Source organism: Actinosynnema sp. NPDC023794 (genome assembly GCF_040639675.1).
Taxonomy (GTDB): domain Bacteria; phylum Actinomycetota; class Actinomycetes; order Mycobacteriales; family Pseudonocardiaceae; genus Actinosynnema; species Actinosynnema luteola.
In genome coordinates this window covers 1-13,728 of the sequence record NZ_JBFAFR010000067.1, presented here as the reverse complement: position 1 = coordinate 13,728, position 13,728 = coordinate 1, and the positions used below count along the sequence as shown (strand labels likewise).

Genomic DNA, 13,728 nt, shown 5'->3' with positions numbered 1-13,728 from the left:
CTATTGATTTAAGGTGTGAGAGTTTAGCAGCCCGAAATGAGGGACCCGTGGCTCACCCGTGCCCCTGTTTAATATGATGAGCGCCCGCGTGTCGAACGCTCAGGGTCGGGTGAGGTCGACGCCCAGGTCAGCTGGAACGGGCGGCGAAGCGGGTCGGGCGGTCGGTGAACGGGGCGTCGGAGGGGCGCCCCGTTCCGCCGCCGGTGACCACGGCGTGCGCGGCGAGCAGCCCGGACACGGCGGGGCCGTTGACGATCTCCCCGGCCAGGACCATGTCCACCGCCTCGGCCAACGGGAAGCTCTTCGCCTCCAGGTCGGCCTCCTCCTCGCCCTGCACGTCGCGGTCGACCTCGGTGAGCCCACGAGCCAGGAACACCCGCACCACCTCGTCGGTGAACCCGGGTGACACGGCGACGTCCACCAACGTCACCCACTCCGACGCCGCGAGCCCGACCTCCTCGGCCAGCTCCCGCTCCGCGGCGGCCAGCGGCGTCTCGTCACCCGCGTCCAACAACCCGGCCGGCAGCTCCCAGAGCCGCCGGCCCAGCGGGTGCCGGTACTGGTGGATCAACCTCACCGCACCGGCCTCGTCCAAGGCCACCACCGCCACCGCGCCGAGGTGTTCCACCACCTCGCGCGATGCCGTACCGCCACCAGGCATGGCGACCTCGTCCACCCGCAACGCGACGACGCGCCCGACGTGCACGTCCCGCGACGAAACAGTCCCGAACTCGTGCCGAGGAGTCACTGCGCGGCCCCCGCGGGCTCGGGCAGCGGCAGCCGGTCGGCCAGCCGGTAGTCCAACGCCGCCTTCACGAACGCCGCGAACAGCGGGTGCGGGCGGGTCGGACGGGACTTCAGCTCCGGGTGCGCCTGCGTGGCCACGAAGAACGGGTGCACGTCGGCCGGCAGCTCGACGAACTCCACCAGCCGCCCGTCCGGCGACGTCCCGGAGAACACCAACCCCGCCTCGCCCAGCTTCGAGCGGTAGGCGTTGTTGACCTCGTAGCGGTGCCGGTGCCGCTCGGAGACCTCCTGCGACCCGTACGCCAGGGCCACCTGCGAGCCCGGCAGCAACTTCGCCGGGTACGCGCCGAGCCGCATCGTGCCGCCCATGTCCCTCTGCCCGGAGACGACGTCCTCCTGGTCGGCCATGGTGCTGATCACCGGCGACCCGGTGTCCTCGAACTCCGCCGAGTTCGCGTCGGCGATGCCCGCCAGGTTCCGCGCCGCCTCGATGACCAGGCACTGCAGCCCCAGGCACAGGCCCAGCAGCGGGATGCCGCGGGTCCGGGCGTAGGTGATGGCGCCGATCTTGCCCTCGATGCCGCGCACCCCGAACCCACCCGGGATGAGGATCGCGTCGAGCCCGCCCAGGGCGTGCGCCGCGCCGGACGGCGTCTGGCACTCGTCGGACGGCACCCACACGATCTCGACCTTGGTGCGGTGCGCGAACCCGCCGGCCCGCAGCGCCTCGGTCACCGACAGGTAGGCGTCGGGCAGGTCGACGTACTTGCCGACCAGGCCGACGCGGACCTTCTCGGACGGGTTGTGCACGCGGTCGAGCAGGTCGCCCCACACGGTCCAGTCGACGTCGCGGAACGGCAGGTCGAGCCGCCGCACCACGTACGCGTCGAGGCCCTCGCCGTGCAGCACCTTGGGGATGTCGTAGATGGACCTCGCGTCCACCGCCGCCACCACGGCCTCGGTGTCCACGTCGCACATCAGGCCGATCTTGCGCTTCAACGCGTCCGGGATCTCCCGGTCCGCCCGGCACACGATGGCGTCGGGCTGGATGCCGATGTTGCGCAGCGCGGCCACGGAGTGCTGCGTCGGCTTGGTCTTCAGCTCGCCCGACGGCGCGAGGTAGGGCACCAGCGACACGTGCAGGAAGAACACGTTGTCCCGGCCCACGTCGTGGCGCACCTGCCGGCACGCCTCCAGGAACGGCAGCGACTCGATGTCGCCGACCGTGCCGCCGACCTCGGTGATCACCACGTCCGGGATGACGCCGTCGGGGCCCGGCTCGGCCATGGCCCGGATGCGCCGCTTGATCTCGTCGGTGATGTGCGGGATCACCTGGACGGTGTCGCCCAGGTACTCGCCGCGCCGCTCCTTGGCGATGACCTCGGAGTACACCTGCCCGGTGGTCACGTTCGCGTCACCGGAGAGGTCGCGCGCCAGGAACCGCTCGTAGTGGCCGATGTCGAGGTCGGTCTCCGCGCCGTCGTCGGTGACGAACACCTCACCGTGCTGGAACGGGTTCATCGTGCCGGGGTCCACGTTCAGGTAAGGGTCGAGCTTCTGCATGGTCACCCGGAGACCACGAGAGGTGAGCAGCTGTCCGAGGCTGGACGCGGTCAACCCCTTGCCGAGGGACGACGCGACACCCCCGGTGACGAAAACGTGCTTGGTCGTACGTGCCTGCTGCACCAAGGAGGCTCCCCGTGGTCTGGATGTCCGCTAGGGGCCGGCTGCGGTGGTTCCGCACAGCTCAGCGCCCTGTCCACGGGCCCTAACGCTAACACGCCGCCGGTCACCCAGCGCGCCGGCGGGCAGGCAAGCCTGTCACTCGGATGGCCTAGGGCGGCTCGAACAGGCGACCACGCCGCCTCGAACCCGGCGGAAACCGAACGAGAACCGGGTGCGAACCGGGCGAAAACCAGGCGCGAACCGGGCGGGAACACGCGGGAACGCCCGATCGCCGAGCCGGGACCGGGCAGAGTGCGGCTTCCCGCCGGGCCATCCGAACGGCCCGGCCCCCGCCGCGACCCCGGCGGCTCAGCCGGACGCGCCCGGCGCGGGGCCTTCGGCGTTGCCCGCCACCCCGTACCGGCCCGCCTTGCCCTCCACCTGCTCACGCAGCGCGAGCACCACGACCACGCGCCCGGCCGCCGTGCCCGCGTGGTCCACGGTGGACAGCACGGAGGTCGCCGCCGTGTCCGCCCGCACGACGCCGACCGCGCCCGTGCCGTCGGCCGACCCGTCGCCGCCCGCCAGCACCGCCCCCGCACCGGACCGGTCGAGCTGGGTGGCGAACCGCGCCACCACCGCCGCCCGGTCGGCAGCCGAGTCGCCCGTGGCCGCGCCCCCGGTCAGCACGACGGCCAGCTGCGCGGCCCGCAACCCCTGATCCGCCTTGACGAAACCCGCGCTGGACAGCCCGCCCAGCGCCGCCGCCAGCTCGTCCGGCGTGGCCTGCGGCCGGCTGTCGTCCTTGTCGAGCAGCAGCACGGCGCCGAGCAGCCCGCCCGCCCTCGTGCCGGGATCACCGCCGGTCGGCAGCACGGTGCCCGCCGGCTGGAGCCGGGCGACCAGGTCGAGCAGCTGGTCGGCCTTGTCCGGGTCGGTGAACGACTCGGTGAGCTGGAGCTCGCCGGTGACCGTCGCGCCCGCCGACCGCAGCAGCCCGGTCACCGCGTCCCGGTCGTCCGGCTCGGCGCCGGCGGTGGTGACCAGCAGGACGGTCCGGTCCGCCAGCTGCCCCTCCACGGCCAGCGGTCCGACGGTGCTCGCGAACCGGTCCGCGTCGGCGAGCCGGGCGTCCAGGCCGTTGCGCTCCGACTGCAGCGCGGCGACCTCCCGGCCCAGATTGCCGTTGTCCTCGTTGAGCCCGGACAGCAGCCTGCCGCTGATCGCGGTCGAGCCGAGCACCACCCCCACGGCCAGGGCCAGGAACACCGCGGTGACGGAGACGATGTGGTAGCGCAGCGAGATCACCCGAACAACCCCCTGAACCAGTCGACGACGGATCGGAACGCGTCGGCCGCGAGGTCCACGTAGACCTGGCCGACCCCGGACACGGCCAGCGCGGCTGCCATCGCCGCCACCGCGGCCAGCACCAGCAGGACGACCAGCCCCGACGACACCCGGCCGCGGTGCAGGGTCGCGACGGCGTGCCCGTCCACGAGCTTGTTGCCGAGCTTGAGCCGGGTGAGGAACGTCGAGGGCGTCGACCCGGCGTTGCCCCGGTCCAGGAACTCCCGCAGGCCGGCCTGCAGACCCACGGTCACCACAAGGGACGCGCCGTGCGCCTCGGCCAGCAGCAGCGCCAGGTCCTCGGCGTTGCCGGTGGCGGGGAACGTCACCGCGCCGATGCCCAGGTCCTGGATGCGCTCCAGGCCGGGCGCGTGGCCGTCGACCTGCGCGGGCACCACGACCTCCGAGCCGGACCGCAACGTCGCGGTGGCGATGGCGTCCGGGTCGCCGACGATGACGTCCGGGTCGAACCCGGCGTCGTGCAGGGTGTCCGCGCCCGCGTCCACGCCGATCAGCACCGGCCGGTGCTCGCGGATGTAGCGGCGCAGCTTGCGCAGCTCCTCGGCGTGCCGTGGGCCGCCCGCCACGACCAGCACCTGCCGGTCGCGGATCGGCACGAACAGCTCGGGCACGCCGATGCCGTCCAGCAGCAGCGCCCGCTCCCGGCGCAGGAACTCGATCGTGTTCGCGGAGAACGCCTCCAGCTGGGCGGCCATGCCCGCCTTGGCCTCGATCATCGCGTCGGCGATCGACTCGGCGTCCTGCGCGACGCCGCGCGCGACCTCCTTGTCGCCGACGAACACCGCGCCGTCGTGCAGCCGCAGCTTCGTGCCGTCCTTGAGCTCGCGCAGCACCGCCGTGCCGACGCCGTCGATCAGCGGGACGCCCGCCTCGACCAGCAGCTCCGGGCCGAGGTTCGGGAACCGGCCGGAGATGGACGTCGACGCGTTGACCACGCCCACCACCCCCGCGTGCACGAGGGCCTCGGCGGTGCGGCGGTCGATGTCGACGTGGTCGAGGACCGCGACGTCACCGGGACCCAGCCGGCGCAGCAGGTCGCCCGAGCGGCGATCGACGCGCGCCACACCGGTGACGCCTGGCAGTTCGTGGTGCGCGCGGCCGAGCAACCCGGAGAGCTTCATGAACCGATGGTGACTCACGTCGCGCGCGGTCGGCGGCCAACACGCCGAGCCGATCCGGGCTGGTCAGTGACACCACTAATCCACAGTGGACGGATTACCCCCGGTAGGGTGACGTCGTGGGTCGGCCGCCGGACCGGGCGCGCCGTGCGGTCGTGGCAGGTCGGTCACGGGCGGCAGCTCGGCCACCGGGGGCGCCACCGGACCGGCCGGCGGGGCGGGTTCACCCGGAGGGACGTCCAGCTCGGACACGGGGATGGCGATGCCGAACGGCGGCGTGTCGTCGTCGTCCGCCACCTGGTACACCGACACCCCGGTGGGCCGCGGCACGCGTGCCGGCCAGTCGTGCGCTGCCACCGCGCCGACGAGCATCGCCAGCGCCGACGCGGCGATCAGCCACGTGCCCGTGCCGACGAACTCCTCCTGGCGGACCCTGGGCGACAGCGTGTCGATGCCGAACAGCGTCCGCAACGTCTCCAGCGCGGTCCACAGCGTGCCGACGAGCACCCCGACCCCCGCGAGCACGCAGAACCGGCCGACGGCCGCGAGCAGCGGCGAGCGCAGTTGCAGCAACGCGCCGACCGCGGCGAGGACCGCGGCGAAGACCAGGCCGTAGCCGTAGACGGGGAAGTCGAACGTGACGCCGTCCGGGTTCCGCGACTGCGGTTCCTCCACGTACTCCCAGCCGGTGAGCGCCACGAGCCGGCGCATCCCGTTCGGGACCGAGTCGTCCAGCCCCGGCGGCACCGAGGTCTCCACCCCGTACAGCTGGAACAACGAGCCCAACACCACCATCAGCGCGCCCGCGCCGATGGTCAGGACGGCGAACGCGCGCCGGGTCATGTGACCTTCTCCTCCGTGCTCGGTGGCGTGCCGCGGCCCGGCGGACCGACTACTCCACACCTACCAGCAAAGCCGGGACGGGCGCCGTCGCCAACGGCCGACCGGGTGCGGTTTCCGGTCCCGGCCGGTCGCGCCCGTCACGGGCCTTCGGCGCGGCGGTCGTCGTACCGGGGGTCCGGGAGCTGCGCGACCTCGACCTCGACCACGGGGATGCCGAACGGCGGGGTGTCCGTGTCGTCGTCCTCGACGCCGTCCACCCGGTAGACCACGGGTCCTTCCGGGCGCGGCTCGGGCCGCCGGGCGTGCAGCAGCACGACGCCGACCACGGCGACCACCACCGACGCGCCCAGCACCACGATGCCCTCGCCGACGTCCACGGTGTAGCCGCCGTCGTCGGGCTCCCGCGACGCGTTGCCCGCCGCGGACATGACGGCCGCCGACGCCGCCCACACCGCACCGGCGAGCAGGCCGGTCCCGCCGACCGCGAGGTAGCGGGAGGCCAGGCGCTGGCTCTCCGGCAGGAACACCAGGGCCACCGCGACGGCCAGCAGCACGGCCGCCACCACGATCGGCACCCCGTACTGGGGGCTCTGCACGGGGCCGAAGTCCATGCCCTCCGGCACGTTGGTGAAGACGTAGTCCCACGAGGTCGCCGTGACCATCGGCGCCATGCTGACGTGGTCGTTGCCCTCCTGGTACAGCGGCAGGAACGTGCCGACCACGGCCCCGACGCCGGCCACCACCAGCAGGACCGCGCCGAGCAGCCGTCTGCTCACTTCTTCTTCGCCTTGCGCCTCACCACGGGCACGGTCTCCTTGTCGGCCTTCGCCGCCGCCAGCAGCTCCTCGGCGTGCGCGCGGCCGGTATCGGTGGAATCCATGCCGGCGAGCATCCGGGCCAGCTCGACCACGCGCTGCGACTCGTCCAGCTTGCGCACGCCGCTGCGGGTCAGCACGCCGTCCGCGGTCTTGTCCACCACCAGGTGCCGGTCGGCGAACGCGGCGACCTGCGGCAGGTGCGTGACCACGATGACCTGGTGGCTGCGCGCCAACCGGGCCAGCCTGCGGCCGACCTCGACCGCGGCCCGCCCGCCGACACCGGCGTCGACCTCGTCGAACACCAGCGTGGGCACCGGGTCGGAGTGCGACAGCACGACCTCCAGCGCCAGCATCACCCGCGACAGCTCACCGCCGGACGCGCCCTTGTGCACCGGCAGCGCGGGCGCGCCGGGGTGCGCGATCAGGCGCAGCTCCACGTCGTCGACACCGCTGGCGCCGGCGTGCAGCAGCTGCGCGCCCACCTTCAACGCCTGAGCATCGCCCTGCTCCGCCACCCTGGGCCGCACCGCGACCTCGACCGTGGCGTGCGGCATGGCCAGGCCGGTCAGCTCGTCCGACACCGCCTTGCCCAGCTCCTCGGCCGCCGCGACCCGCTCGGCGGTCAGCTGCCCCGCGTACCCGGCCAGCTCCACGGCCAGCTCGTCGCGCCGCGCGGCCAGCGCCGCCAACGCCTCGTCCGACGTGTCCAGCCCGGCCAACCGCGACGACGCGTCCTGAGCCCACGCGATCACGCCGTCCACGTCGGCGGCGTACTTGCGGGTCAACGACTTCAACTCGGACTGGCGGGCGAGCACCTGCTCCAACCGCGCCGGGTCCGCGTCCAGGTGCTCCAGGTACGAGGCGATCTCCGCGCCGACGTCGGCGAGCAGCGTCTCCGCCTCCACCAGCCGCGGCTCCAGGTCGCGCAGCTTCGGGTCGTCCGACGCGGTCAGCCGCCGCCGCGCCTCGCCGATCAGGCCGAGCGCGCCGGGCACGTCCGGGTCGCCGTCGGGCGAGCCCGACACCGCGTACTGCGCGCCGGACGCGGCCTCGCGCAACTGGTCGGCGTCGGCGAGCCGGCGAGCCTCGGCGACCAGCTCCTCGTCCTCGCCGGGCTTGGGGTCGATCGAGCCGATCTCGGTCAGCCCGTGCCGCAGCATCTCGGCCTCGCGCGCCAGCTCGTGCGACCGCGCGGTGCGCTCGGTCAGCTCGGTCGCCACCCGCAGCCACTCGTCGCGGACCTTCCGGTAGGACCGCAGCGGCTCGGCGACCTCGTCACCGGCGAACCGGTCCAGCACGGCGCGCTGCTCGGCGGGCCGCAGCAGCCGCAGCTGGTCGTTCTGCCCGTGCACCGCGATCAGCTGCTCGGCCAGCTCCGACAGCACGCCGACCGGCACGGAACGGCCGCCGAGGTGGGCCCGGGAACGCCCGTCCGCGCCGACGGTGCGGATCGCGATCACGCTGCCGTCGTCGTCGGGCTCGCCGCCGACCTCCTCGGCGACCTTCGCCGCCGGACTGCCCGCGGGCGCCTGGAACCGTCCCTCGACCACCGCCTTGTCCGCGCCGTTGCGCACGCGGGACGCCTCGGCCCGACCACCGCTCAGCAGGTGGAGCCCGGTCACGACCATCGTCTTGCCCGCGCCGGTCTCGCCCGTCACCACGGTGAAACCGGCATCGAGCTCAAGGGTGGCCTCGTCGATCACACCGAGGCCCTGGATGCGCATCTCGGCCAGCACGCACGGAACACTACTGGGCGACACAGACAAAGCGTGTGTTCGGGGGAGGGTGTCCCCGTGTCGATCACGCCGGCCTCACTTGGCCGACGGACCCCGCCACCCCTGCACCGGCAGCTCGAACTTCTCCACCAGCCGGTCGGTGAACGGACCCGGCCGCAACCGGACCAGCCGCAACGGCGTGCGACCGCCGACCACCTCCACCCGCGCCCCCGGCGGCAGGTTCACCGTGCGGCGACCGTCCGCGCACAGCACCGCCGGATGACCCTCCGGGTCGACCTCCAGCGCCACCACGGACGCCGGCGACACCACCAGGGGCCGGGCGAACAGGGCGTGCGCGTTGCTCGGCACCACCAGCAGCGCCTGCACGTCCGGCCACACCACCGGCCCGCCCGCGGAGAACGCGTACGCCGTCGACCCGGTCGGGGTCGCCACCAGCACGCCGTCGCAGCCGAACGCCGACACCGGGCGCCCGTCCACCTCCACCACGACGTCCAGGATCCGTTCCCGGGTGCTCTTCTCCACGCTGGCCTCGTTGAGCGCCCACGTGCCCTCCAGCACCTCGCCGTCGACCGACGCGGTGATGTCGAGCGTCATCCGCTCCTCGACCTCGTAGTCCCGGTCGACGACGTGCTTGATCGCCTCGTACAGCGCGTCGGAGTCGGCCTCGGCCAGGAAACCGACCCGGCCCAGGTTGACCCCCAGCACCGGCACGCCCGCCGCCCGCGCCAGCTCCGCGGCGCGCAGCAGCGTGCCGTCGCCGCCGAGCACGAACACCAGCTCGGTGCCCTCGGCGGCCTTGTCGTCGGCCAGGACGACCTGCGTGAAGCACGACGGGTCGAGCTCCGGCGCCTCGTCCTCCAGCACCCGCAGCTTCACCCCGCCCGCCGCGAACCGCGCCGCGACCTCCTGCGCCACCAGCACGTTGCTGCGCCGTCCGGTGTGGACGACGAGCAGGATCTCCCTCGTCACTGCGGTCCTTCCGCTACGGCGGCGCGCACGAGCGCGGTGGCGTCCGCCGCGTCGAGGGGCTCGCCCCGGCGCAGCCAGACGAAGAACTCGACGTTGCCCGACGGACCGGGCAGCGGGCTCGCGGTGACGCCGTGCAGGCGCAGGCCGAGCCCGGCGGCGGACGCGACCACGTCCAGCACCGCCTCGGCCCGCAGCTCCGGGTCGCGCACCACGCCGCCCGAACCGAGGCGGTCCTTCCCGACCTCGAACTGGGGTTTCACCATCGGCAGCAAGTCGCCCTCCTCGTCGAGGCACGCGGCCAGCGCCGGCAGCACCAGCCTCAACGAGATGAACGACAGATCGGCCACCACCAGTTCAACCGGGCCGCCGATGTCCTCGGGCGTCAACGAACGCACGTTCGTCTTGTCCTTGACCACGACCCGGTCGTCGGTGCGCAACCGCCAGTCCAGCAGGCCGCGGCCGACGTCGGCCGCGACGACCTGCCGCGCGCCCGCGCGCAGCAACACGTCGGTGAACCCGCCGGTGGACGCGCCCGCGTCCAGGCACCGCCTGCCCTCGACGTCGACCCCGTCGAACGCCTCCAGCGCGCCGACGAGCTTGTGCGCGCCCCGCGAGGCGTAGTTCGGGTCGTCGGTCTCGCGGACCACCAGCGCGGTGTCCAGTTCGACGGCGGTGGCGGGTTTCGTGGCCACGGCGCCGCGCACGGTCACCCGGCCCTCGGCGACGAGTTGGCTCGCGTGCTCCCGTGACCTGGCCAGCCCGCGGCGGACCAGTTCGGCGTCCAGCCGAGCCCTGCGCGGCACCGGTCAGACCTTGTCGATGGTGGACAACGCGGCCGTCAACGCCGTGTGCGCGTCGTCGAACCGGGCCACGTGCTCGACCACGTCCAGCGCGTCCAGCCCGTCGAGACCGGCCAGGGCGTCGTCGATCCCGGCCACGGGATCGCGCGGCGGGCCGGGGAGGGGAACCTCGAAGCTCACAGGATTCAAGGTAGCCGATGGAGCACGGACAGGTCGGCAGCCACATAGGTCGGACGGCGGTCCGCGGGCAGGGCGTTCGCCTCGGCCTCGGTGGACACGCCGGTGAGCACCAGCAGCGAGTCCATGCCCGCGTTGACGGCGCCCGCGATGTCGGTGTCCAGCCGGTCGCCGACGACCAGCGGCCGTTGCGCGCCCGCCGACTTCGCCGCCTGCTCCAGCAGCGGCGTGGCCGGCTTGCCCGCCACCAGCGGTTCCGCGCCGGTCGCCGTCCGCAGCGCGGCGACCAGCGACCCGTTGCCGGGCAGCAGGCCGCGCTCGGTGGGCAGGGTGGCGTCCACGTTGCAGGCGATCCAGTGCGCGCCGCCCTGGCGGATCGCGACGCACGCCTCGGCCAGCTCGCGCCAGCCCAGGTCCTGCGACAGGCCCTGGACGACGGCCTGGGCGTGCTCGGCGGTGCGGGTCGGCCGGTACCCGCGCAGCCGCACCTGCTCGGCCAGCGCGTCCGTGCCGAGGACGAGCACGTGCGCGCCCTGCGGCACCAGGTCGAGCAGCATCGCCGCGCCCGCCTGGGCGCTCGTGCTGACCTCGTCCAGCGCGGCGTGGAAGCCGAGCTCGGTCAGGTGCTCGGCGACCGTCTCCGGCGACCGGGAGGCGTTGTTGGTGACGAACCGGATGCCGGTGCCGTGCTCGCGTGCGGCGGCCACGGCCTCGACCGCGCCGGGCACGACCTCCTGCCCCCGGTAGACCGTGCCGTCGAGGTCGAGCAGCAGGGCGTCGTAACGGTCCAGCAGCACAGGCGTCTCCGTTCGGGAGTTCTCCGGTCGGGAACAGTCTGAAGGCCCGACGCCGGGTGGCGCCGAGCCTTCAGCTGTGCCGTCTGTCATGTGACAGCGGTCTTGCGGTGCGTCAGTCCTGCGGGCTGAGGTCGAACGCGCGCTCGGCGGCGTCGGTCTCGTTGTCGTCGTCGGCCTGGGCGGCGTTGAGGAACCACTTCACGGCTTCCTCGGTGCGGCCGGCGGCCTCCAGGTTGTCGGCGTAGGCGTAGAACAGGCGCGCGCTCCACGGGTCACGCCGCTTCTCGTCCAGGTCGTCGCCCTGCAACGCCACGACGGCCGCGTCCAGCTGACCCATGTCCCGTCGGGCGCCGGCCGCGACGATCCGCAGCTCCACCGCCTCGTCCGGGGACAGCAGCGACACCTGCGCCTCGCGTGCCAGCTCGATGGCCCGCTCGGGGCGCCCCAGCGCCCGCTCGCAGTCGGCCATCACCGCGACGTGCCCGGTGCCGTGCGACATGCGCCGCGCGGTCCGCAGCTCGGACAACGCCTCGGCCCACTCGCCGGCGTGGTAGGCGGCCAGCCCGGCGGCCTCCCGGACCACCGCGACCCGCGCCGCCTTCGCCCGCGCGTACCGCGCGTGCTCCAGCGCCAACTCCGGCTCGCTGTCGATCAGCATGCCCGCCGCCGCCAGGTGCCGGCCCACGATGTCGGCCAGCCCCTTGGGCAGCCCGCGCAGCTCCTGCTTCACCTCGGGGTCGAGGATGGAGATGTCGGCGTCCTCGGGCAGTTCGGGCGTCCGGGCCCGGGTGAACACGCGCTCCTCGGAGTCGCCTTCACCGGCCACGACCGCCTGGGACTCGGGCGCATCGGCCTCCACGGCCGCGGACCCGGGAGCCTCCGCAGCCACGACGGCCGCCTCGTCACCGCGCTCGTCGTCACCGCGCTCGTCGACGGCGTCGGACTCCTCGCCCGCCACCTCGACCTCGGACTCGACCACGGCCTCCGCCGTCACCGACTCCGCCGCGTCAACCGCGACGGCCTCGACCGCTACCGCGTCAACCTCGGACGCATCGACCTCGGCCGAGGCGTCCTCGGCGACCTGCTGCTCGTCGGTCTGGGCGACGCGCTCCTGGAACCGCGCGGCCCGATCACGGCTGCGCGAGTCCCGCTTGTCGCTGCCAGGCTTGTCGTACCCGGGCTTGTCGTGACGGGGCTTGTCATGACCCGGCTTGTCGTGACGAGGCCGGTCGTCCCGCCGCTGGTACCCACCGCGGTCACCACTGGGCCGATCGTCCCGACGCGGGTAGCTGGAACGCTCCCCACCACGGTCATCCCGACGGGGGTAGCTCGGCCGGTCGCCGCCGGAACGGTCGTCACGGGGCCGGTACTCACGACGCTCGCCGCCGCGCTCACCACCGCGGTCATCACGCCGGGGGTAGCTGGGGCGGTCGCCGGTCGGACGGTCGTCCCGACGCTGGTACCCACCGCGATCGCCACTGGGCCGGTCGTCGCGACGCGGGTAGCTGGGCCGGTCATCACGGCGCTGGTAACCGCCGCGGTCACCGCTCGGCCGGTCGTCGCGACGCGGGTAGCTCGGGCGGTCGACACCGGTCCGGTCATCCCGACGCGGGTAGCTGGAACGCTCCCCACCTCGCGCACCGCCGGGCCTGTCGTCGCGCCGCTGGTACCCGCCACGGTCGCCACCGGAGCGGTCGTCCCTGCGCTGGTACCCGCCGCGGTCGCTGCCGCCCCGGTCGTCCCGGCGGGGATACCCGCCACGGTCGCCACCGGGCCGGTCACCGCTGGAGCGGTTCGGGCGGTCGCTGCCGGAACGGTCGTCCCGACGCGGGTAGCCACTGCGCTCCCCACCGCGGTCGTCCCTGCGCGGGTAGCTCGGGCGGTCGCCACCGGGCCGGTCGTCGCGGCGCTGGTACCCACCGCGATCGCCACCCCGGTCACCGCTGGACGAGCGGTCGTCGCGCCGCTGGTAGCCGCCGCGGTCACCACTCGGCCGGTCGTCCCGACGCGGGTAGCTGGAGCGCTCGCCCCGGTCGGCCCCGCGGTCGTAGCGGGGACGCTCACCACGGCTGTCATCGCGCCGGAACCCGCCCCGGTCACCGGTGCGGTCGTCGCGACGTGGCGCGCCACCGCGGTCATCGCGGCGCGGGTAGCCGGGTCGGTCACCGGAATCCCGGCGGTAGCCGCCACTCCGGCTGTCATCCCGTCGTGGAGCCGCGCCACGGTCGTCACGGGGCTTGTCATAGCGGGGTCGCTCGCCCCGGTTGTCATCCCGCCGGTCGCCACCGCGAGGCTTGTCGCCACTGGTGTACCGGTCGTTGCCGGGCCGGTCGTCCCGACGCGGGCCACCGGTCGACCGTTCACCCGACCCCCGGGCGTCACGGCCACCGCCACTGCCGGCGGTCGGCTTACGAGTTCCCTGGGCACGGCCACCGTCATCGGATCGGCGCGGTCGGTCTCCCTGGCCACGCTGACGGTCGCCGGGTCGATCCCCGAACCTGGGCACTAGCTCCTCCTACTGTGGACACGCCGAAAGGGCTTGTGATTTGGAGCACAAATCAATGTGCCCCCAACCACAAGCCCTTTCAGGGAAGAATGTTCGGCGGCGTCCTACTCTCCCACACCCTCACGAGTGCAGTACCATCGGCGCTGGAAGGCTTAACTACCGGGTTCGGAATGGGACCGGGTGT

Annotated in this window: 13 protein-coding genes and 1 rRNA gene; 1 reads left to right on the top strand and 13 read right to left on the bottom strand. The window is 73.6% G+C overall.

The window, feature by feature from the left end:
• Nucleotides 1-127 precede the first annotated feature (127 nt).
• The 12 genes from AB0H12_RS44380 to AB0H12_RS44325 form a co-directional block, all read right to left on the bottom strand.
• Entirely contained in the window at nt 128-706 is a 579-nt protein-coding gene (locus AB0H12_RS44380) for an NUDIX domain-containing protein (RefSeq protein WP_308257506.1), read from the bottom strand.
• 38 nt (nt 707-744) lie between these two features.
• Nucleotides 745-2,433: a CTP synthase gene (pyrG, locus tag AB0H12_RS44375; RefSeq protein ID WP_499632581.1), complete on the bottom strand. Its 1,689-nt coding sequence runs from the start codon at nt 2,431-2,433 to the stop codon at nt 745-747.
• A gap of 348 nt (nt 2,434-2,781) precedes the next feature.
• On the bottom strand, nt 2,782-3,720 hold the full coding sequence (locus AB0H12_RS44370; RefSeq protein WP_499632578.1) for a copper transporter: 939 nt from the start codon (nt 3,718-3,720) through the stop codon (nt 2,782-2,784).
• Nucleotides 3,717-4,901, bottom strand: a complete 1,185-nt coding sequence (steA, locus tag AB0H12_RS44365) for a putative cytokinetic ring protein SteA (RefSeq protein WP_499632575.1) — start codon at nt 4,899-4,901, stop codon at nt 3,717-3,719. Before steA ends, AB0H12_RS44370 begins: the two co-directional genes overlap by 4 nt.
• 75 nt (nt 4,902-4,976) lie before the next feature.
• On the bottom strand, nt 4,977-5,741 hold the full coding sequence (locus AB0H12_RS44360) for a hypothetical protein (protein ID WP_499632573.1): 765 nt from the start codon (nt 5,739-5,741) through the stop codon (nt 4,977-4,979).
• A 137-nt stretch (nt 5,742-5,878) separates the two neighbouring features.
• Complete coding sequence (locus AB0H12_RS44355; RefSeq protein ID WP_499632570.1) at nt 5,879-6,517, bottom strand: hypothetical protein; 639 nt, start codon at nt 6,515-6,517, stop codon at nt 5,879-5,881.
• The gene (gene recN / locus AB0H12_RS44350; protein ID WP_499632569.1) at nt 6,514-8,295 is read right to left on the bottom strand and encodes a DNA repair protein RecN; all 1,782 of its coding nucleotides are present in this window, start codon (nt 8,293-8,295) and stop codon (nt 6,514-6,516) included. Before recN ends, AB0H12_RS44355 begins: the two co-directional genes overlap by 4 nt.
• Before the next feature lie 75 nt (nt 8,296-8,370).
• Nucleotides 8,371-9,264, bottom strand: coding sequence for an NAD kinase (locus AB0H12_RS44345; protein ID WP_230572487.1), 894 nt, complete (start codon nt 9,262-9,264; stop codon nt 8,371-8,373).
• Nucleotides 9,261-10,067, bottom strand: coding sequence for a TlyA family RNA methyltransferase (locus tag AB0H12_RS44340; protein WP_499632567.1), 807 nt, complete (start codon nt 10,065-10,067; stop codon nt 9,261-9,263). Before AB0H12_RS44340 ends, AB0H12_RS44345 begins: the two co-directional genes overlap by 4 nt.
• 3 nt (nt 10,068-10,070) lie before the next feature.
• Nucleotides 10,071-10,244: a hypothetical protein gene (locus AB0H12_RS44335; RefSeq protein WP_197289787.1), complete on the bottom strand. Its 174-nt coding sequence runs from the start codon at nt 10,242-10,244 to the stop codon at nt 10,071-10,073.
• A gap of 5 nt (nt 10,245-10,249) precedes the next feature.
• On the bottom strand, nt 10,250-11,038 hold the full coding sequence (locus AB0H12_RS44330; protein ID WP_499632565.1) for an HAD-IIA family hydrolase: 789 nt from the start codon (nt 11,036-11,038) through the stop codon (nt 10,250-10,252).
• Nucleotides 11,039-11,150: 112 nt separating this feature from the next.
• The gene (locus AB0H12_RS44325) at nt 11,151-12,032 is read right to left on the bottom strand and encodes a hypothetical protein (protein WP_499632563.1); all 882 of its coding nucleotides are present in this window, start codon (nt 12,030-12,032) and stop codon (nt 11,151-11,153) included.
• A 192-nt stretch (nt 12,033-12,224) separates the two neighbouring features.
• On the opposite strand from AB0H12_RS44325, the gene AB0H12_RS44320 reads away from it, so the two are divergent.
• Nucleotides 12,225-13,547, top strand: a complete 1,323-nt coding sequence (locus AB0H12_RS44320) for a hypothetical protein (protein ID WP_499632562.1) — start codon at nt 12,225-12,227, stop codon at nt 13,545-13,547.
• 88 nt (nt 13,548-13,635) lie between these two features.
• Here AB0H12_RS44320 and rrf read toward each other — a convergent pair.
• Nucleotides 13,636-13,728 (bottom strand): 5S ribosomal RNA (gene rrf / locus AB0H12_RS44315); the annotation flags it as partial.